This window comes from Brevibacterium antiquum CNRZ 918, assembly GCF_900169145.1.
Taxonomy (GTDB): Bacteria; Actinomycetota; Actinomycetes; order Actinomycetales; family Brevibacteriaceae; genus Brevibacterium; species Brevibacterium koreense.
This window is the reverse complement of the sequence record NZ_FXZD01000002.1, coordinates 1-18,598: the sequence shown is the minus strand read 5'-3', so window position 1 is coordinate 18,598 and position 18,598 is coordinate 1. Positions and strand designations below refer to the sequence as shown.

The 18,598-nt window shown below is 62.4% G+C and carries 18 protein-coding genes and 1 rRNA gene; 8 read left to right on the top strand and 11 right to left on the bottom strand.

Annotation, left to right across the window (positions count from 1 at the left end; all coding sequences use genetic code 11):
* Nucleotides 1–219 precede the first annotated feature (219 nt).
* The 6 genes from BANT918_RS02780 to BANT918_RS02755 all read right to left on the bottom strand — a co-directional run bounded on the left by BANT918_RS02780 (nt 220) and on the right by BANT918_RS02755 (nt 6,649).
* Nucleotides 220–870, bottom strand: coding sequence for a response regulator (locus tag BANT918_RS02780; RefSeq protein WP_101618860.1), 651 nt, complete (start codon nt 868–870; stop codon nt 220–222).
* Between the two features lie 3 nt (nt 871–873).
* Entirely contained in the window at nt 874–2,325 is a 1,452-nt protein-coding gene (locus BANT918_RS02775) for a histidine kinase (protein ID WP_101618859.1), read from the bottom strand.
* 173 nt (nt 2,326–2,498) lie between these two features.
* Nucleotides 2,499–3,314, bottom strand: coding sequence for an anti-sigma factor (locus BANT918_RS02770; RefSeq protein ID WP_101618858.1), 816 nt, complete (start codon nt 3,312–3,314; stop codon nt 2,499–2,501).
* Nucleotides 3,311–3,940, bottom strand: a complete 630-nt coding sequence (locus BANT918_RS02765) for a sigma-70 family RNA polymerase sigma factor (RefSeq protein ID WP_101618857.1) — start codon at nt 3,938–3,940, stop codon at nt 3,311–3,313. The genes BANT918_RS02770 and BANT918_RS02765 overlap by 4 nt, the downstream gene beginning before the upstream one ends.
* A gap of 130 nt (nt 3,941–4,070) precedes the next feature.
* Nucleotides 4,071–4,748 (bottom strand): fasciclin domain-containing protein, encoded by a 678-nt coding sequence (locus BANT918_RS02760; protein ID WP_101618856.1) that lies wholly within the window; start codon nt 4,746–4,748, stop codon nt 4,071–4,073.
* Nucleotides 4,749–5,032: 284 nt separating this feature from the next.
* Nucleotides 5,033–6,649 carry a molybdopterin-dependent oxidoreductase gene (locus tag BANT918_RS02755; RefSeq protein ID WP_101618855.1) on the bottom strand — a complete coding sequence of 539 codons (1,617 nt, stop codon included), beginning with the start codon at nt 6,647–6,649 and terminating at the stop codon, nt 5,033–5,035.
* Nucleotides 6,650–6,773: 124 nt separating this feature from the next.
* Here BANT918_RS02755 and BANT918_RS02750 point away from each other — a divergent pair, with 124 nt between their 5' ends.
* From BANT918_RS02750 to BANT918_RS02740, 3 genes are all read left to right on the top strand, one after another.
* The gene (locus BANT918_RS02750; RefSeq protein ID WP_101618854.1) at nt 6,774–7,274 is read left to right on the top strand and encodes an OsmC family protein; all 501 of its coding nucleotides are present in this window, start codon (nt 6,774–6,776) and stop codon (nt 7,272–7,274) included.
* A gap of 156 nt (nt 7,275–7,430) precedes the next feature.
* Nucleotides 7,431–8,114, top strand: coding sequence for a trimeric intracellular cation channel family protein (locus BANT918_RS02745; RefSeq protein WP_101618853.1), 684 nt, complete (start codon nt 7,431–7,433; stop codon nt 8,112–8,114).
* Between the two features lie 67 nt (nt 8,115–8,181).
* The gene (locus tag BANT918_RS02740) at nt 8,182–9,045 is read left to right on the top strand and encodes a PPK2 family polyphosphate kinase (RefSeq protein ID WP_101618852.1); all 864 of its coding nucleotides are present in this window, start codon (nt 8,182–8,184) and stop codon (nt 9,043–9,045) included.
* A gap of 25 nt (nt 9,046–9,070) precedes the next feature.
* On the opposite strand, the gene BANT918_RS02735 is transcribed toward BANT918_RS02740, so the two are convergent.
* Together BANT918_RS02735 and BANT918_RS02730 are read right to left on the bottom strand one after the other, a co-directional pair.
* The gene (locus BANT918_RS02735) at nt 9,071–9,493 is read right to left on the bottom strand and encodes an OsmC family protein (protein WP_101618851.1); all 423 of its coding nucleotides are present in this window, start codon (nt 9,491–9,493) and stop codon (nt 9,071–9,073) included.
* 12 nt (nt 9,494–9,505) lie between these two features.
* On the bottom strand, nt 9,506–10,126 hold the full coding sequence (locus tag BANT918_RS02730; protein WP_101619208.1) for an isochorismatase family protein: 621 nt from the start codon (nt 10,124–10,126) through the stop codon (nt 9,506–9,508).
* A gap of 208 nt (nt 10,127–10,334) precedes the next feature.
* On the opposite strand from BANT918_RS02730, the gene BANT918_RS02725 reads away from it, so the two are divergent.
* The gene (locus tag BANT918_RS02725; RefSeq protein WP_101618850.1) at nt 10,335–11,609 is read left to right on the top strand and encodes an MFS transporter; all 1,275 of its coding nucleotides are present in this window, start codon (nt 10,335–10,337) and stop codon (nt 11,607–11,609) included.
* A gap of 62 nt (nt 11,610–11,671) precedes the next feature.
* Here the strand turns inward: BANT918_RS02725 and kynU are convergent, their stop codons facing one another.
* Entirely contained in the window at nt 11,672–12,937 is a 1,266-nt protein-coding gene (gene kynU / locus BANT918_RS02720; RefSeq protein WP_101618849.1) for a kynureninase, read from the bottom strand.
* A 110-nt stretch (nt 12,938–13,047) separates the two neighbouring features.
* On the opposite strand from kynU, the gene BANT918_RS02715 reads away from it, so the two are divergent.
* Nucleotides 13,048–13,530, top strand: coding sequence for an Lrp/AsnC family transcriptional regulator (locus BANT918_RS02715; protein WP_233430327.1), 483 nt, complete (start codon nt 13,048–13,050; stop codon nt 13,528–13,530).
* Nucleotides 13,531–13,587: 57 nt separating this feature from the next.
* Here the strand turns inward: BANT918_RS02715 and BANT918_RS02710 are convergent, their stop codons facing one another.
* Complete coding sequence (locus tag BANT918_RS02710; RefSeq protein WP_101618848.1) at nt 13,588–14,292, bottom strand: CPBP family intramembrane glutamic endopeptidase; 705 nt, start codon at nt 14,290–14,292, stop codon at nt 13,588–13,590.
* A gap of 261 nt (nt 14,293–14,553) precedes the next feature.
* On the opposite strand from BANT918_RS02710, the gene BANT918_RS02705 reads away from it, so the two are divergent.
* Entirely contained in the window at nt 14,554–15,135 is a 582-nt protein-coding gene (locus tag BANT918_RS02705) for an OsmC family protein (RefSeq protein ID WP_096157759.1), read from the top strand.
* Nucleotides 15,136–15,221: 86 nt separating this feature from the next.
* On the top strand, nt 15,222–15,653 hold the full coding sequence (locus BANT918_RS02700) for a VOC family protein (RefSeq protein WP_096158901.1): 432 nt from the start codon (nt 15,222–15,224) through the stop codon (nt 15,651–15,653).
* Nucleotides 15,654–15,683: 30 nt separating this feature from the next.
* On the opposite strand, the gene recQ is transcribed toward BANT918_RS02700, so the two are convergent.
* Nucleotides 15,684–17,519: a DNA helicase RecQ gene (gene recQ / locus BANT918_RS02695; RefSeq protein WP_069601107.1), complete on the bottom strand. Its 1,836-nt coding sequence runs from the start codon at nt 17,517–17,519 to the stop codon at nt 15,684–15,686.
* A 746-nt stretch (nt 17,520–18,265) separates the two neighbouring features.
* Here recQ and BANT918_RS02690 point away from each other — a divergent pair.
* Nucleotides 18,266–18,598: ribosomal RNA gene (locus tag BANT918_RS02690) — 16S ribosomal RNA — on the top strand; the annotation flags it as partial.

Below are 18,598 nucleotides of genomic sequence, written 5' to 3'. Positions count from 1 at the left end.
CGCAACCCTTTCAATCAGCGGCGGGACGTGCCCGCGATAGCTGAATCGGCAGTGCTGGAGGATCGAACGTGCAACGAGGGTGGGGCAGCGGGCAGTGAGACCGGGGGTCGTCTCACAGCCTGCAAATAGGCTACACCCGTTGTAAGGGAATTTTCGAAATGTGTTGAAAGTTGGCCATTAGTTCGTGCGAGCTTTCGGCAAACCGAGATGCTGGCCAGCTCACTTCTCGACGATCCCATTCTCGTAGGCGAAGATGACGACGTGGATGCGGTCGCGGATGTCGAGCTTGGTCAGCAGATTGGAGACATGAGTCTTCACGGTGGCCTCGCCGACGAAGAGCGTGCCCGCGATCTCGGCATTGCTCAGCCCGGCTGCAACGAGGTGGAGGACTTCGAGTTCTCGGTCGGTGAGGAGTTCGAGCGCGGGGGCTGTGGCTGTCGTGGTCTCGGGACTGCGGACGGAGCGTTCGATGACGCGTCGGGTCACCTCGGGGGAGAGGAGTCCGTCGCCGCCCGCCAGTGCGGTGACCGCCTCGATGAGCTGCTCCGCCTCGGCGGTCTTGAGCAGGAACCCGCTGGCGCCCGCTGCCAGCGCTTGGAACAGGAAGTCGTCACGGTCGAAGGTGGTGAGCATGAGGACCGCTCCGGCCGCACCTCGGCGAACGATCTCTGCAGTGGCCTCGAGTCCGTCCATGACGGGCATCTGAACGTCCATGCAGATGACGTCGGGGGCGAGATCGAGCGCACGGTCGATCGCGACCTGTCCGTTCTCCGCCCCACCGACGACGGTGATCCCGTCCTCGCTTTCGAGAATCGTGCGAAAGCCTGTGCGGACCATCGACTGGTCGTCGACGAGGAGGACTCGGATCACTGTTCAGGCCTTTGCTGTGGACTCGGTGGCGGAGTAAGCGGTGGTGCTTGGCGTGGTGGGTGCACTCGGAGCGGTACTGCTGTCGGCTTCGGCGTCAGCGCCGGGGAGAGCGTCACTCTCCGAGTCTGCGATGTTCTGAGGGTATGGAATCTGTGCCCGAACGAGCCATCCGCCACGGGATTTCGGGCCGGCGTCGAGGGTACCGCCCAAGGCGCTCATCCGTTCGCGCATGCCGACGATTCCCAGGCCCAGGCCAGTGTGTTTCGGGGTTCGAATGTCCCCAGAACGCTCGTCATCTGACTCGAGGGCCGGCTCGGGTGCTGAGTCGGCTGGAGGTTCGGGATCAAACTGCGGTTCCTTGCGAGGCGGTCCGGGGGATCGGGAGTCACTGATCTCGATCTCGAGTTCGGACGCCCCGTAACGCAGACGCACCTCCACCTCGGCGTTCGAGCCCGCATAGCGTCGACAGTTAGTCAGGGATTCCTGGATCACGCGGTAGATCGACATCTCCGTAATCGGTGTCAGCGGGCGCGGCTGGCCGATTGTGAGGACTTCGATCCGTTGCCCCGATCGACGTGAGACATCGACGAGTTCGGGAACGTCGCCGAGGCTGGGGTTGCCCTTTGCATTGTGCTCGGCAGTGCTCGAATCGTCGGTGTCTCGAAGCGTGTAGACGAGAGCGCGCAGTTCGTCGACGGTTTCTCGGGTCGAGGATTCTATGGTTTTCAGCGACTCTCGTGCCCTGTCGGGATTCTTCTCAAGACTGCGCCGAGCGGCGGCGGCATGGATGCCTACGCCGGTGATGTGGTGGGCGATGCCGTCATGGAGTTCGCGGGCGATGCGCACCCGCTCGAGGTCGAGTGCCTGCCGGGTCAGCTTCTGTTCCTGGCAGCGGACCTCGGCGTTGGCGGTGCGCAGCTCGTCCATGAGCCGGCGTTGGTTCCAGGCGCGGTTGCCGAAGAGCCAGGCGCCGCCGAAGAATGCGACGTTGATGAGGAAGGAGACTGCAGAGGCCGCCGCGAACTGCAGGACGGTCATGTCTCCGATCGCCTCGAACTGCAGGGCCATCGATATGAGCAGGTAGACGAAGATCCCCACGCACAGAAGGAGACGAGAGACGAATGCCGCTCTGCGATTGCTCTGCCACGCGCCGATCGAATAGAGGCCCATGAACAAGATGATCTGAGTCACCCCGGGCTCCATGATGGCCAAGAACTGCGCAGTGACGAAGATAGTGGCCTGAATCCAGGCGACTTGGCTGGGATAGCGTCGTCGGTAGAGCAGCGGCATGGTGACAAGCACGGATGCCAGGCAGATCAGCCACAGCGGACCCTTGAACGGCCAGTAGCCCGTCGTGTTGTACAGGACCGCAAAGACCATCGAAGCCCCGGCCAGCGCGAGCACCAGATACACATCGCCGCGCCTGGGTCTCAGCGATGCCGATTTCTCTGCCATTCCTCAAGCTTAGACACTCGGACGGGTCTTCGGCATCCGTCCGTGTGGGGAGCGGAAGATGTGATGTCTCCGACCGGGGGCGGACGAACCGTGAGCGTACCGAGATGTGACCGGCTCCAGGCAGACAGTCTGCCTGGAGCCGGTCATTCCTTGCAGAGCAGCAGTGGACGTCTCTACAGGTCGAGGGCCACCACTGGGTCGCTCGTCGGCTGTTCGGATCCGCCTTCCGGCTCGACAGTGATGCCGAACAGGTTGCCGGCAGCGAAGCGTCGGTCGTCGATATTCGCCGTAGCTTCGGTCATCAGTCCTGCGCTCTCGGGGCCCTCGTCGCCGATCACCCACATCTGCAGGGACTTGCCCGACTCGGCCTCGACGCCTGTGGAGCTGACGTGGATGAGCTGCTCGCTCTCGGACGACACCACTGTGACTGAGCCGCCGTCGGGAAGTTCGGCAGTGTCAGTGCGCAGATCGCTTGCCTGCATCAGCTTCGATGTCTCATCGAGCTGCTGCTGTGTTGCCGCCAGATCGTCTTCCAGCTCGTTCTGCTTCTGCCAGGAATTCACTCCGACGCCGGCAGCGACCACGACTGCGGCAGCGGCGGCGGCCATCGAAATCCAGGGGCGGCGCTTCCTGCGGTGCTCAGCAAGGTCAGCTGGAGGAGGTGGTGATTCTTCGTGTGCTCGGCTGTGCAAATGAGCGACTGAGTCAGCGTGCGGCTGGGGCGTAGTGTCTTCCTGCGCATACATGCTCGGGATGCCGAGGATGGCATCCCGGGTAGCCGCGCTGACGGGCTGTGGTGCATCCGCAGCCGACATATCGGCCGCCGTTGCGTCGGATTCGGCCATGAGTGCCATGGTGTCGGCATATGCGGCGACCTCGGACCGGAAATCGGCGTCGGTGTCTGCGAGAGTCTGTGCCTCGGACAGCTCCGAGTCGCTGAGGCCGCCCAGTGCCAGGCCGGCAGCAAGATAGTCACGATCGGTGTTCATCGACTTGCCTCCAACTCTTCTCGCAGCTTCTTCATTCCGTCTCTGATTCGTGACTTGATGGTACCGAGGGGCACCTTGAGATTCTGTGAAATCTCAGCGTGGGTCAGGCCCTGGTAGAAGGCCATGACGATGGGTTGTGCCTGGTCCTCGTGAAGGATCTTCAACGCCATGACGGTTCTGTCCGACTCGGATCGATCGATGACAGTCTGCTCGACCTGCTCGCCCTCTTCCGCCGACGATCTCAGGCCGTCGGCGTAGTCGCGATTCTGCTGGGCCTGCACACTGCGTACGCAGTCGATGGCCCTCCTGCGGCACAGTGTGATCAGCCATGCCCTGCCTGTCCCGAGTTGTGGGTCGAACCCGGAGCACCGAGTCCACACTTCGGTGAAGCATTCCTGGAGCACCTCCTCGGCGAGCGACTGACTTCTCACGATCCGCAGGATCACGGCCATGAGGATTCGGGATTGTGCCACGAAGAGTTCTTCGAAAGCGGACCTGTCACCGGTGGCGATCCTGAGCAGCTGGTCGCTGCTCGGGTCTGCTGCTGTGGTGACGATGCCGTCTGATGTTCGGGCATCATTTCCCGGGGGTCCATGGCCTGGAGCCGAAGGATCATCTGAACTCATTGACCAATCATGTCATTCGATCGGCTTCTATTCTTCAGTTGTCCATACATCGTATGAAAAAGGTGGTGGCCAAGGCCCGATCCGAGTCCTCGGAGTCGGTCCTTGGCCACTGCCCCGTGAAGCCTCAATGTCACTTAGAGGGCATCATCACGCTGTCGACCATGTACACGGTGGCGTTCGAGGTTGCGACTCCGCCGCAGACCAAGCCGGCATCGTCGAACTTGAGGTCGTCGCCCTCGCCGGAGATCGTCACCTTCGAGCCTTCGACGGTCTCGTGCTCACCGGCGATCTCGTCGGGGGACAGCTGTCCTGGGATGACGTGGTACGTCAGAACCTTGGTCAGCATGTCCGAGTCCTTGGCCAGTGCGTCCAGGTCATCCTTGGGCACGTCGGCAAAGGCATCATCGGTGGGTGCGATGACGGTGAACTCGTCACCGTTGAGGGTGTCGACCAGGTCGACATCGGGATTGAGCTCGCCCGAAACAGCCTTGGTCAGGGTCTTGAGCATCGGGTTGTTCGATGCCGCTGTGGCGACCGGGTCCTGGGCCATTCCCTCGACAGATCCGCCGCCGTCAGGATTGGCTTCGGCGTAGGCCGCGCAATCGGGTCCGACGAGATCTCCGCCGGCCATGGCGGCGTCGCCTGACTCCTCAGGTGCGTCGCCGCTTTCGGCGGTATCGCTGGACTGGGTCTCGGTATCTCCGGACTTGGAGTCGGAGCCCATGTCTGAGCAGCCGCTCAGAGCCATGAGGCCGATAGCGCCGGCGGCGAGGATGGTGGTGGTGCGATTGCGAAGCAGCGTTTTCATCGTTCTTCTCCTAATTGAGGTGGTGCATCAACGGTGGTGCGTATCAGCGCACAGCTCTGAAGTTGCCTTCATTGCTCGCTGTGTACCTGGTATTCGCAGCCCCAGTGGTCCTGGATGGGTGAAACTCAGATTTTCTTCGAAATTCTTTTCACAGTGTCGGCCGGTTCGACTGGAGCGGCCCCAGACTCCGCCTACATGGGGAGTCTGGGGCCACGGTGCTGGGGCCTCTGCCTGGCCGCGAGTGCGGCGAGAACGTTTCTCCTGTGGCCGGAACCGGGATCGCTCTACTCGACACTGAACTGGATGTGGTGGTGACCGGTCGCGGAATTGGGAATGGACTTCCTGCGCTCCGGGGTCTGGACGTTTCCGTCCTGGTCGATCGCACGGACCGTGACGGTGTGCAATCCCGCATCGACGTCGCTGAACCCCGTCTTCCACTGGCGCCAGGTATCGATATTGACCTCATCGCCGAGTTCGGACGAAGTCCACTCCCCATCGTCGAGTTTCACATCAACTCGCTTGATACCGCTCTGCTGTGCCCATGCAGTGCCAGCGATGGCCACATCGCCCGCAGGCACCTTGGCCAGCGGCTTCGGCACTTCGACTCTGGACGCGACCAGGATGGGTGCCTTGGCATCCCACCCTCGATCGGTCCAATAGGCGGTCTTCTCATCGAAGCGGGTGACCTCGAGTTCGGTGACCCATTTCGTGGCTGAGACGAATCCGTACAGTCCGGGAACGACGAGACGGGCTGGAAAGCCGTGCGCGGGAGGAAGCGGGCTGCCGTTCATTCCCACGGCCAACAGGGAATCGCGGTCATCTGTCAGGGCCTCGATCGGGGTCGAGGCCGAGAAGCCGTCGATGGAATGGGAGAGGACCATGTCTGCGTCCTTGTGGGGTTGTGCTTGGCGCAGCAGCTCACGCACCGGGTAGCCCAACCAAGTGGCATTGCCGACGAGCTCGCCCCCGACCGGGTTGGAGACGCAGGTGAGGGTGATGTGATGCTCGTCGAGAGGAAGGTCGAGCAGATCGTCCATCGTCAGAGTCACCTCCGACTCGACCATGCCGTGGATCCGCAGAGACCATTCCTGAGGGTCGATGACAGGGGGAGCCAGCGCCGTGTCGATGCGGTAGAAGTCCTTGGGATCCGTGACGAAGGGGGCCAAGCCCTCGACGTCAGGATGTGCTGCGGCGGGAATCGGTGGAGCCTTCTTGGCGGGTGTTGGCAGCACCAGTTTGGCCACTGCCGCACCGGCATCCAGAGTCAATGAGGCAACGGTCTGTCCTGCCGCTACGGCAGCGGCCCCCGCCGCCCCGATGATGCCGGTGATGACGAAGAAGCGGCGTCGAGATGGCTCTGCAGTCGGCGTCTCGGTCGTGTCAGACGGGGAGGGGCCGGGTGCGGACGAGCGAGCGGGACGGGCCGCTGCAGGGAACTTCCTGGCAGCTGCGGGCTCCGCTCCGGTCACAGTCCGGCTCGTTCCGGAGCTGATGAGGACACGGAAGACGGCCATGCCCAGGACGAGTCCGATGAGCGTCGGGATGATGTCGAGGACACTGGACTCGGGGCGGATGAGAATGGCGAGGATGGGAGCCAGTCCGGCCGCGAACAGGAGCACGGTTGCCAGGCGAGGTCGGTGGGAGGCCAGCCAGCCGATGAGCCCGCCGAGGACCAACGCTGCCAAACCTGTGGTGAGGATGAGGAAGAGCTTGTCATTGGTGCCGAAGAGGTCGATGACAGGTTTGACGATTTCGGTGGGGGTGAGCGGAATGATCGTCTGACCCAGCGCCAGCAGAGGCGCCGACTGCGGACCGAACGCGCGGGCAATCAGATCAGCGGCACCGAACAGGACAAGGGTGGCAACGATCCCAGCAAGGGCGGCGCGAAATGGTCTTCTCATGCCAGATATTCGGAGCAGGAGGCGATTCGGATGGGTGGCCCGAGCGCGAAGATTCGCTCCTGCGCCTCATCGTATTCACGAATTTGCCAGTGAACTTGTCATCAAGCTGACGTAGCATAGTGCAATGACTGAGAACCCAGGATACGCCGAGCCGCAGGCGCCAAGCGGAGACTCGGACGAACCAAGAAGTGCAAGTGCCCCCATCTATACGGCCAAGGTCGAGAACCTCGGCGGGACCTCGGGCGAAGTTCGAGTCGAAGACGGAAAGACGCTCGCGACGGCGCCCACCTCACACGCTGATCGGGGGAACAACCCGGAGCAGTTCCTCGCCATGGCGTGGAGCACCTGCCTCGGCGAGACCCTCAAAGTGGTGCTGTCCGTCAATGAGGTCGAAACCCTGTCCCGCGTCCGCGTCGAGGTCGACCTGCACGGGGATGCCGCCGGGGGATTCTATTTCGAGCCCCGAGCCTACATCTCCATCGAAGGCGTCTCCGCCGACGATGCGGAGAAATACGCGGGCCGAGCTCACGCCAGATGCCCCATCTCGAAGCTGCTCAAGGGGCAGGGCAGCCCGATTGTCGAGATCGAGGACTACAAGAACCCCGACAACTTCCAGCTCAGCTGAACGCGGCGCTCGCCGCCGCCTCGGCGCCCTGATATAACAGTAGTGACCGTTGCCGCAGCAGTGACCGCGCACCGAGTGCGTGCCTGGTCTCCGCAGTGCTGACCAGGCATCGTGTGGTGTGCGGCGAGTCGTTGATGGGCCGGAAGGGGAACAGTCGTGGTCGTTCAGGAAGCAGTCTTCCTCGCACTCGACCTCACAGGCACCTTCGTCTTCGCGGTCTCCGGCGTCCTCTTGGCCGCTCGCCGGGGCTTCGACATCACCGGTGGTCTGGTGCTTGGACTGATGACGGGCATCGGCGGAGGCATGATCCGCGACGTCCTCCTCGATCGAGTTCCGAACGCTCTCGGTCAGCCGATCTATCTGGCGCCGCCGCTCATCGCCACACTGCTGATCTACCTCATCGGCAAGCACATTTCGCGTGCTCGGATCTGGATTGTCACCTTCGATGCGATCGGGCTCGCCATCTTCAGCGTCACCGGCACAACGATCGCCCTCGGTGCGGGTGCGAACTATCCTGCAGCGCTGCTCATGGGTGCACTCACGGCCTGCGGCGGGGGCCTCATGCGTGATGCCGTGGCCAGTGAGGATCCGGCGATCTTCCGCGGTACAGACCTCTACCTCATTCCCGCTCTCTTCGGAGCGGGAGTCACGCTCATCGCCGATGCGACGAACTTCCTGGGCGGAGTGGTCTCGCTGATCATCGCCGCACTGGCATTCGTCTTTCGCATGCTGGCCTGGAAGCTGCAGTGGCGGGTACCGCAGCCGATGCGGCAGTGGTCGTACCGGGAGACGCCGAAGAGGATGAAGAGGCTGCCGTCCGTGTTCAGGAAGCCCGACTGAGGACGCAGAGCCTGCAGCGGCCACCAAAGATATAGACGCTGGCCCTCCTGCCTGCAAAGATGTACGCATGAGCGAAAAGACAACGCAGAGTTGGACCGACGATCCTCAACCGCTGCTGCGGGCAGGGGAAGGATTTCGACTCGACGATGTTGATCCGAAGTCGACCCCTGGCTACGACGGCAACAAGAAATCCGGACGTCAGGACCTGAAAACCAGCGTTCCCGAGCTCGCTGACCTCCAGGAGCGACTGTTCGCGGCCCACCATGATGAGGAGTCGGGGCCAGCGGTCCTCCTCGTCCTCCAAGCGATGGACACAGCGGGCAAGGGCGGAATCGTGCGCCACGTCGTCGGCTCCGTCGATCCGCAGGGTGTTGAGCTCGCATCGTTCAAAGCGCCGACGAAGAAGGAGCTCGCCCACGATTTCCTGTGGCGTATCCGGCCACGCGTGCCTGGTCCCGGCATGATCGGCGTCTTCGATCGCTCCCACTACGAAGATGTGCTCATCGCTAAAGTCCGCGGGCTTGCCGACGGCAAAGAGATCGGACGTCGTTGCAAAGCCATCAACGCCTTCGAGGCAGAACTCGCCGAGGCGGGTGTGCGCATCATCAAGGTTATGCTCCACATCTCCCCCGATGAGCAGAAGGACAGGCTCATGGAGCGCTTGGACCGCCCCGACAAGTACTGGAAGTACAACCCGAGTGATGTCGACGAACGCCTCCTGTGGCCCGACTACATGAAGGCGTATCAGGCGGTGTTCGAGGCCACCTCGACCGAGATCGCACCCTGGTACGTCGTGCCCGGGAACAGGAAATGGTATGCGCGTCTGGCGATCCAGCGACTTCTGCTGAATGCGCTGCGGACCATCGACCCGCAGTGGCCGGGCGCAGACTTCGACATCGAAATCGAACGGGAACGACTGGCCGAAAGCTGAGTTACCGCCCCGGCGACGGTGGAGTTCAGCCGTGGCCGGTGGTGAAGTCGACCTTAGTCTCCTGCTCGACGGTGCGGGAGACCGTGCAGTACTTGTCGTGGGAGAGCCCGACGAGCTTCTCGATGCGGGCATCGGCCTTGCGACCATCCTCGTCATCGGGGAAGGCGAGGTCGAAGTCGAGGTGGACGTTGTCCACTCGGGAAGCACCGTCCTCGTCGATCTTGTCGGCCGTGGCCGAGACATCGAAGCGCGTCGGCTCGGTGTGCCTGCTGGTTACGGTGTCGACGTCAATGGACGAACACCCTGCGACGGCTGCGAGCAGCAGCTCGACAGGAGTCATCAGGCCCTCACCGCGGCCGAATTCGATGCTCGCTCCGCTCGGCGCGGTGGCTCGGTAGTGGTTCTCTGCGATTCTGGTCAGTTCGATGCTGCGGGTGTCTTTGCTCATGGACCCATGATGTCAGGAATCCGAGCGTGGTGCGACGAAGTCGACCTCTGCTGATTCCTGCACTCGGGCGCTTCGTCCGGGCCCGGATTCGAATCCCCAGTAGAGATTCGTGTGCGAGACGACCTTGTCCGGCGTCGGGGCACCCCAGTCACTGAGATCTTCGGTCGTGTGGGCGTCCGAGACCAGGGTGACGTCATAGCCGCGGGCGAATCCGCCGTGGATCGTCGAACGGATGCACGCGTCGGACTGCGCACCGGTGACAACGAGGTGCCCGATGTCCTTGGCCGCGAGGACCTCCTCGAAGTCCGTGTCCTCGAAGGTGCTGCCATGGGTCTTCTCGACAATCGCCTCACCGTCCTGCGGCGTGAGCGCGTCGACGATCTGCCATTGCGGCGAATCCGGTGGCAGTTCCCCTGAAGAGTGTCTGACCCAGATGACTACGGTCTCTGTGTCGCGGGCGCGCTGAACGAGATCGGAGATCGTTGCGATCACCTCGCCGGCATGCCAGGACTCGGCGAAGACGCCGTTCTGGACGTCGACGACGATGAGCGCGGTGTTCTCTCGTTCGGCGGCGAGTGCTGGCCGCGGGGCACTTGCAAAGGACGTTTCTGCGGTGGATGTGCTCGTTGACATCTGATCCTCCTCGATCATCTCAATCCTCATCCCAAGCGACGTGGCAAGGCAAGAGCCAGATGACTTGTTCAGACAGCAGTCTGGGAACCCGTTCGGACAGGATCAAGGCAACCTGCGCACCGAACGGCAGTGCCACCTCGGCGATAACGGGTTCCACGTTTCGGTGCTTCGGGCTCGAATTCGTGCCGGTGATGCCAGAATAGGTCGGGTGAGTGAGCGTCGAGACGAACCTGCGGAGAGTTCCCCGAATCCACGCCGCTTCGGCGTGCTGCGCAGCTGGGCGACGGCACCGTACCTGGTCGGGTCCGGGATGGCGATGATGGGCGACAACATCGAACACGTCATCACCTATTGGGTGCTGTGGCAGAAGTTCGAATCCCCGGCCCTTGTCGGGTTCCAGCTCATCAGCCACTGGCTGCCGTTCCTCCTGCTCTCGGTCTACGCTGGATCCCTGGCTGAGCGCTTCGACTGCAGGCGCCTGATTCAGATCGGGCAGGTTCTGTTCATGTTCGTGTCCCTGTGCTGGGGCATCCTCTTCCTCACCGATTCCCTGCAGCTGTGGCAGGCCTGCGTGCTGCTCGTCCTCCATGGGCTGGCCGGATGTCTGTGGGGTCCGGCCGAGCAGATGATGCTGCATGACTTCGTCGATCGTGAAGAACTGCCGAGCGCGGTGCGGATGAATGCGACCTTCCGCAGCCTCGGCATCCTGTTCGGGCCAGTCGTCGGTTCGGCACTGCTGCTCGCCTTCGGCCCGACATGGGGCATCTTCATCAACATCGTCTTCTACCTGCCGCTGACGATCTTCCTCATGCGCACACCATTCACCGGCCACACGCGCAGCGGCGGCGTCCGCACGGCCAGGACCACACTGGTGCAGTCGCTCAAGGTCCTCGCCGAGGTTCGCCACAACAAGTCGATCATCGGCATGCTGCTGCTGGCAGCGCTCGCCTCGATCACGATCGGTGCAGTCCTGCAGACCGCGATGCCGGTATTCGGAGGACTGCTGACCGGCCCCGGCGGCGACAGCGACTTCACGTACGGGTTGCTGCTCTTCGCGCTGGGCGCCGGCGGAGTGCTCGGCGGGTTCTTCCTCGAGGCCACAGGGTGGGTCAGACCAACGCCTGCTGCGGCCGCGGTCGCTGCGGCCGGTTTGGGAGCGAGCTCTGTCGTCTTCGCCTTCACCTCGCATCTGTGGCTGGCGCTGAGCGTGCTCGTCCTCGCCGGTGTCTGCAAGATCACCGCCGAGGCGACGGAGATGGCGATCATTCAGCTTGAAGCGCCCTCCGAGATCCGCGGACGGGTCATCGGATCCTATGCGACGTTCGGCCCCGGCATGCAGACCTTCTCCGGTGTCACCGTCGGCGTGCTCGGCACGATCGCGACGATCCCGCAGGCCGTGACGATCGGCGGCACGGTCCTGGCGATCGGTGCTGTGGGAATCGGAGCATATGCGGTAGCCGGACGCGGGCGACGCTTCGGGTGAGCGTCAGCGGTGTGCTGAGCAACCTGCCGGGTGCTCAGCAATAGGACTTTGGGCCACGACGCTCAGGTGACCGCGCCGCGGACCTTGTGCGCAGGGGCATCCCAGATGCGGTTGTCGAGGATGTCGCGCAGGGCCTCGACGGTGTCCCAGACATCGGTGAAGCCGATGTAGAGCGGGGTTAGACCGAAGCGCAGAACTTCAGGCTCGCGGTAGTCGCCGATGATTCCACGTTCGATGAGCGCACTCATGATCGCGAAGCCCTCGGGGTGCGTGATCGAGACCTGTGAGCCGCGATGGGAGTGCTCACGTGGGGTGACGAGCTCGACAGGGTGCTCGGCCAGGCGAGATTCGACGAGCTCGATGAAGAAATCGGACAGCTGCAGGGACTTCCGCCGCACCGCGGCCATGTCGACCCTGTTGGCGATGTCGAGGCCCAGCTCGGCCACCGACATTGAGATGACGCCCTGCGTCCCGGTCAGATACCGGCGAATGCCTTCGGCCGGAGCATAGTCCGGCGACATCTCGAAGGGCTTCGCATGACCCCACCAGCCAGAGAGCGGCTGGGTGAAACGGTTCTGCAGTGCCTCACAGACCCAGATGAAAGCGGGAGAGCCTGGCCCTCCGTTGAGGAACTTGTACGTGCACCCGATGGCCATGTCCGCACCCGACCCGGCCAGGTCGATCTCCAGGGCACCCGCCGAATGGCACAGGTCCCAGATCACCATGGCCCCACCGTCATGGACTGCCGAGGTGGTAGTGGTCATGTCGAAGAGCCGGCCCGTGCGGTAGTTCACGTGGGTCAGGACGACGAGAGCCACCTCGTCGGTCATTGTGCTCGGGAACCCAGCGGTCACCTCGGCGTCATCGACGAGGCGCACCTCGTAGCCGTCGTCGAGCTGCTCGGCCAGGCCCTGCAGCATGTAGATGTCGGAAGGGAAATTCTCCCGTTGAGTGAGGATGACGCGACGCCCCGGCGCATCGGCAGCCTGCATCTTCAGTGCGGCCGATGCGGCTTTGAACAGGTTGATCGAGGTGGTGTCCGTGACGACGGTGCTGCCGGTCCCACCACCGACGACGCCGGCGACCTTATCGCCCAGCTTCGCTGGCAGATCGAACCAACCGGCAGTGTTCCAGGAGCGGATGAGGCCGGTGCCCCATTCGTCCTCGATGACCTCCTGGGCACGTTCGGCCGCGCCCTTTGTTCGGGCACCCAGCGAGTTCCCGTCGAGGTAGATCGTGTCGGAGGGGAGGATGAACTCGTCTCTGAGCTTGCGCAGAGGATCGTCGCGGTCGAGGAGTTCGCAGGCTGATCGCTCGAGGGTCGTCATGACTCACCTTCATTGGGTCGGTTGATCCGGTTCACCTCACAGACTATTCAGATCACGGATAGCATCGAGGCAATCCGAACAGATGGCGAGAATTGGAAGTGATTTCTGTGGTGAATTCGGAATTGATCGTCGATCATCATGCTGAATCGAACAATGTCCACCTCGCCGAGGTGGACCTGGCGATCCTGCGTGAGCTCGGTTCCGATGCTCGGATCTCCAACAAGGACCTCGCCGGTCGGGTGGGGCTTGCCCCGTCGACCTGCTCGGGCAGAGTCAGTGCACTGAGATCGCGCGGCATCATCAAGGGATTTCATGCCGACATCGATTTCGAAGCGCTCGGCCTGCACGTGTTCGGCATGATCTCCGTGCGGATGTCACCGGTGGGGAGGTCAAAGATGAGCGATGTCATCGCGGGGCTGCTCCGGGCACCTGAGACCCTTGATGTCTTCCAGGTGTCGGGGGAGCGGGACCTGCTCGTGCACATCGCCGCCGCCCATCCGACGGGACTCAACGACTTCATCGACGAGCACCTCTCGGATCCGATGATCGCCCACACGCAGACCAGTCTGGTGTTCGGACATCACCGCCCGTGAGTGAGAGGACGGCCATGCCGAAAGGAACTCAGGCGAAGACGGCCCGCCTGAGCTTCCTCACGCGAAGACGGCTTGCAGCAGAACCAGCGACGCCGTCGAATTGATCGTGATGTGCAGACCCAGTGAACCCCACAGATTGCCGTGGAACACCCGCAGCAGTGCTAGGCAGAGGCCGAGCGCAAGCATGTAGGGCAGGAGAATCGGCACGCCATGACACAGCGCGAAGATGACGGCGCTGATGACAACCGCGCATGTTGTGCCTAGGCGGCCACGAACGTAGCCGAAGATCAGGCCGCGGAAGAACAGCTCTTCCCAGGACGGGGTGATGACTGCGACGGCCGCGAACATCACGATCGCACCGGCAGCGCCGGCGTTTCCTGCCAGCGAATCGGTCGACGAGTCGCTGACAGGGTCCGAGCCGGTGATTGCGAAGACGAGGGCCTGCGTGAGGATCACCACGATCACCGCTGTGGGAATCTGCCACAGCAGATGGAAGAGGCGCAGAGAGGGGCGGGCGAAGCCGATGTCCGAGAGTCGGTGACCGCGGTGGCGCAGGATGAACGTCAGCGCCCATAGAGTCCCTGCGCTCTGCACGAGCAGCACAGCGACGATGAGGCTATCGAAATGTGCCCGGACACCTGGAACGGTGAGCCCGATGACGACGGCAGTTCCGAAGACGAGAGCAGCGATGCCGAGGACGGCTCCTGCCGCGATGAGAAGGGTCATCGTCGAGAGTCGACTTCGAGATGGGGCTTCGCTCATGCCTCAACACTATGAGTCGTTGATCAGGCGTGTTGTCCGTCAGAAGTATGAGATTCGGTTCCCCCGATGGGACACGGGAACGAGCTTTTGACGAGCGTCAGCCTCGCCGAGCAGGCAACTGGGTTATGTCGGTATGCGTCGGCGCATTTCGTGAGTGTGACGGAGCGCGTCGGAATCTGACGAGCAGCCCGCTCGTGGGAGGCCTGTGTTCCTAGTCTGGGGATCACTCAGACGATTACCACCCACACCGAGGAGACGCTCATGACCGCCACAGCTGAAACCACCACAGGATCCACCACCGACGCTGGTTCGACCATTGCCATCAGTGCCGAGGATCGCGCCGCACGCCTCTCCTCGGCGGGGCAGGCATGGAACGACCGGATCGTCGCCTCGGTGAAGAACGCGCAGCTGGTCTTCTCTGCCAAGGGCAGTGCCCAGGGCTCGGTTTCTTCGGTCATCACTGCCGGCAAGCACACCTTCACCGTCGACGAGCCGGCCCCTTTGGCCGGCGACGATGTTGCACCGAACCCCGTGGAATACGCGCTCGGTGCCCTGATCTCCTGCCAGATCGTCGTCTACCGTCTCTATGCTCACAACCTGGGACTGACGATCGAGAACCTCGACGTCAGCGCAGAGGGCGACCTCGACGTTCGGGGACTCTTCGGTGCCGACGATTCGGTACGACCGGGGCTTTCCGCGGTCCGTGTCACCGTGAACATCACGGGCCCAGACAGTGACGAGGCCTACCAGGAGCTGCAGAGGACCGTCGATGCTCACTGCCCGGTCTTCGACATCTTCACGAATCAGACGCCCATCGACGTCACCGTGACGAAGACGAACTGATGAGTCTCGTCGGTCTATTGACATGCCGGTGAGCGAAGACGAGGATATTGAGCCCATTGCTGGACACCAGCTGCGAGGGAGCAGTCATGACCCAGATCTTCGTCAACTACCCGACCACCGATCTCAATCGATCAAAAGAGTTCTACGCCAATCTAGGCGCCGAGGTTGTTCCCGAGTTCACCGATGAGAACGCCGCCTGTCTCAAATGGGACGAAGGCATCTTCTTCATGATTCTGACGCGGGAGTACCTGGGGACGTTTACCGACAAGCCGATCGCCGATCCGCATTCGACCGCACAGGTGCTCACCGCTCTGAGTCGGGATTCCCGTGATGACGTTGACGCAACACGAGCGAAGATTCTCGACGCCGGCGGATCGGAGAACAAAGAGCCGCAGGACTTCGGATTCATGTACTCGATCAGCATGGCCGACCCAGACGGCAACATCATCGAGTTCATGTGGATGGATCCCGCTGCAGTGGAACAAGGACCCGAGGCATTCGCCGCAGGTCAGGAATGAGCGACTGGGCCCACGATCAGTGGGTCAAGTTCAGGCGGCGCTGGACTCAAGGACCTCGAGGACGCCGGGACCATAGCGGTCGAGCTTCTTCAGACCCACGCCACTGACCTGGCCCAGCTCGCCGATGGTGCTCGGTTTGGCCTCGACGATTCCGTACAAGGTGGCATCGGGGAACACGACATAGGCGGGGACCCCTTGTTCCTTCGCCTGCTCGGCACGCCAAGCACGCAGAGCCTCGAACAGGGCTGTGTCTGCGGTGCCGAGTTCGACCTCGGGGCCACCTCGGCGCTTGGCCGCTGCCTTCTTCGATCCGGATTTCTTCACGGGATCCACGCGCAGTGAGATCTCGACCTCGCTGCGCAGGACGGGTCCGGCGGCCTCGCCGACGACGAGGACACCGTAGTCGCCATGCGATTCGAGCAGACCGCGGGCAAGAACCTGGCGAACCACGGTCTTCCATTGGGTTTCACTGAGATCGCTGCCGACGCCCCAAACACTGAGGCTCTCATGGTCGGCGGAGCGGGACCGCTCATTGTCGTTGCCGCGCAGCACATCGATGACCTGTCCAGAGCCGAATTTCTGGCCGCGTTCTCGGTCGAGGCGGATGACTGCCGACAGCAGTTTCTGCACGGCCACTGTTGCGTCCCAGGTCACCGGGGGAGTGATGCAGGTGTCGCAGTTGCCGCAGGGTTCGGATTCCTCATCGAAGTAGCGCAGGAGCTGCACGCGTCGGCAGTCGACGGTTTCGCACAGAGCCAGCATCGAATCAAGGTGCGACATCGCTCGGCGTTGGTAGGTTCGATCGCCGTCTCCGGATTCGATGAGGCGACGTTGGGAGACGACATCGCCGAGGCCGTAGACCATCCACGCGTCAGCGGGCAGTCCGTCACGTCCGGCACGGCCGGTCTCCTGGTAGTAGCCCTCCACACTGCGCGGCAGGTCGAGGTGGGCGACGAAGCGGACATCGGGTTTGTCGATGCCCATGCCGAAGGCGATCGTCGCGACCATGACCAGACCGTCCTCGCGGAGGAACCGTGCCTGGTGCTCGGCACGCACTTCAGAGGGCAGGCCCGCGTGATAGGGCAGAGCGTTGATCCCCCGGGCCACGAGAGCGTCGGCGAGCTGTTCGACACCGCGGCGGGACAGGCAGTAGACGATGCCGGAGTCGCCGGGGTGTTCTGTGGTGATGAAGCTGATGAGCTGGGAGCGACCGGATTGCTTCGGTTCGATGCGGTAGGTGATGTTGGGCCGGTCGAAGCTGGCGACGAAATGCTGGGCCTCGCCGAGGTGAAGACGATCAGTGAGCTCTGCGTGGGTGGCAGGTGTGGCCGTGGCAGTCAACGCAATGCGCGGCACATCGGGGAAGCGTTCGGCCAGCACTCCCAGGCCGAGGTAGTCGCTGCGGAAATCATGGCCCCACTGAGATACGCAGTGAGCCTCATCGATCGCGAACAGTGCGACCTGGGCTCGTTCGAGCAGAGACATTGTGCGCGGCAGGACTAGGCGCTCCGGTGCCAGGTAGAGCAGATCCAGCTCGCCGGCCAGGAGTGCGCGTTCGACGTTCTGCGCCTCCTCGAAGTCGAGTGTCGAGTTGAGGTATGCCGCCCTGACACCCAGATTCTCCAGTGCGGCGACCTGATCGGCCATGAGCGCGATGAGTGGTGAGATGACGACGCCTGTCCCGGGCCTGACGAGACTTGGAATCTGATAGCAGAGGGACTTTCCTCCACCGGTGGGCATGAGGACGACCGCGTCTCCACCACCGACGATCTGATCGACGACCGCTTGCTGCTGGCCCCGGAATTCGTCATAGCCGAAGACATCATGGAGGACGTCGAGCGGAGAGGTTGTGGGAGCCGAAGTCATGAGACCAAGGCTAGTGGACGGCCCTGACTTGGCCGAACCTACCTAGCCCAGTGCACAGTGTTGCGCCATGAGCCGGTGCAGAGAGGTCTGCAATAAGAGGGACGCAGCGGCACACTGAGGCAGTCCCACAACGAGAGGGTCGCACCGGCAGAGCCACCGGATACTGGGCAACTCCTATGGCTCGGAGGGTTCAACGTCTAGCAACGAGACCGGCCTGCGGATCCAAGGGCCGGAGCCCTGCGGAATAGAGGGGTCCGGGCGGGGGAATTTCGGCCAATCCAAGGGGTGTGGTGGGCGTCACGATCAGATTTCCGGTTTCGAGTTGCACGCAGAGGCTGGCCTGGTCTAGAGTTGTATCTCGTTGCCCCGCAGAAAACGAACTCTTCGAGAACAGTTTTCACCGGGTGTGACCAGCACAAACACAGTTTGGATCTGGTCCACACGGAAAAGCTGGTGGCAGCCAACAATTGAAACTGACACCCCCAGTGAACACGCCCCAATAATTGGGTCTGTGGTGATGGGTGAGTGTTTGTGGTTTGAGAATCCAATAGCGTGTTTGTTTGAACAAATAGTGATGCCAGAAACATTAACTATTTCTGGTAAGACAATCACATGTTCACACATTTGTGGCCTCCCCTCGCCGGGTGGTCACGCCAGCATGTGTGGACATGATTAATTGGTCAGCCTCGGTCACCCCGTGATCGTTGGTTGGCTGTCTTGCTGGGATTCATTCGTAACATAATTTTTTTATGGAGAGTTTGATCCTGGCTCAGGACGAACGCTGGCTGCGTGCTTAACACATGCAAGTCGAACGCTGAAGCCCTGGTGCTTGCACCGGGGTGGATGAGTGGCGAACGGGTGAGTAACACGTGAGTAACCTGCCCCCGACTTCGGGATAAGCCCGGGAAACTGGGTCTAATACCGGATATGACGACCGAAGGCATCTTTGGTTGTGGAAAGTTTTTTCGGTTGGGGATGGGCTCGCGGCCTATCAGTTTGTTGGTGAGGTAATGGCTCACCAAGACGACGACGGGTAGCCGGCCTGAGAGGGCGACCGGCCACACTGGGACTGAGACACG

What these genes read in the sequence shown, in the direction of transcription:
- BANT918_RS02775 (WP_101618859.1), bottom strand. Translation starts at nt 2,325, where the DNA reads ATGGCAGAGAAATCGGCATCGCTGAGACCCAGGCGCGGCGATGTGTAT.
- BANT918_RS02770 (WP_101618858.1), bottom strand. Translation starts at nt 3,314, where the DNA reads ATGAACACCGATCGTGACTATCTTGCTGCCGGCCTGGCACTGGGCGGC.
- BANT918_RS02765 (WP_101618857.1), bottom strand. Translation starts at nt 3,940, where the DNA reads ATGAGTTCAGATGATCCTTCGGCTCCAGGCCATGGACCCCCGGGAAAT.
- BANT918_RS02760 (WP_101618856.1), bottom strand. Translation starts at nt 4,748, where the DNA reads ATGAAAACGCTGCTTCGCAATCGCACCACCACCATCCTCGCCGCCGGC.
- BANT918_RS02755 (WP_101618855.1), bottom strand. Translation starts at nt 6,649, where the DNA reads ATGAGAAGACCATTTCGCGCCGCCCTTGCTGGGATCGTTGCCACCCTT.
- BANT918_RS02750 (WP_101618854.1), top strand. Translation starts at nt 6,774, where the DNA reads ATGACTGAGAACCCAGGATACGCCGAGCCGCAGGCGCCAAGCGGAGAC.
- BANT918_RS02740 (WP_101618852.1), top strand. Translation starts at nt 8,182, where the DNA reads ATGAGCGAAAAGACAACGCAGAGTTGGACCGACGATCCTCAACCGCTG.
- BANT918_RS02735 (WP_101618851.1), bottom strand. Translation starts at nt 9,493, where the DNA reads ATGAGCAAAGACACCCGCAGCATCGAACTGACCAGAATCGCAGAGAAC.
- BANT918_RS02730 (WP_101619208.1), bottom strand. Translation starts at nt 10,126, where the DNA reads ATGTCAACGAGCACATCCACCGCAGAAACGTCCTTTGCAAGTGCCCCG.
- kynU (WP_101618849.1), bottom strand. Translation starts at nt 12,937, where the DNA reads ATGACGACCCTCGAGCGATCAGCCTGCGAACTCCTCGACCGCGACGAT.
- BANT918_RS02710 (WP_101618848.1), bottom strand. Translation starts at nt 14,292, where the DNA reads ATGAGCGAAGCCCCATCTCGAAGTCGACTCTCGACGATGACCCTTCTC.
- BANT918_RS02705 (WP_096157759.1), top strand. Translation starts at nt 14,554, where the DNA reads ATGACCGCCACAGCTGAAACCACCACAGGATCCACCACCGACGCTGGT.
- BANT918_RS02700 (WP_096158901.1), top strand. Translation starts at nt 15,222, where the DNA reads ATGACCCAGATCTTCGTCAACTACCCGACCACCGATCTCAATCGATCA.
- recQ (WP_069601107.1), bottom strand. Translation starts at nt 17,519, where the DNA reads ATGACTTCGGCTCCCACAACCTCTCCGCTCGACGTCCTCCATGATGTC.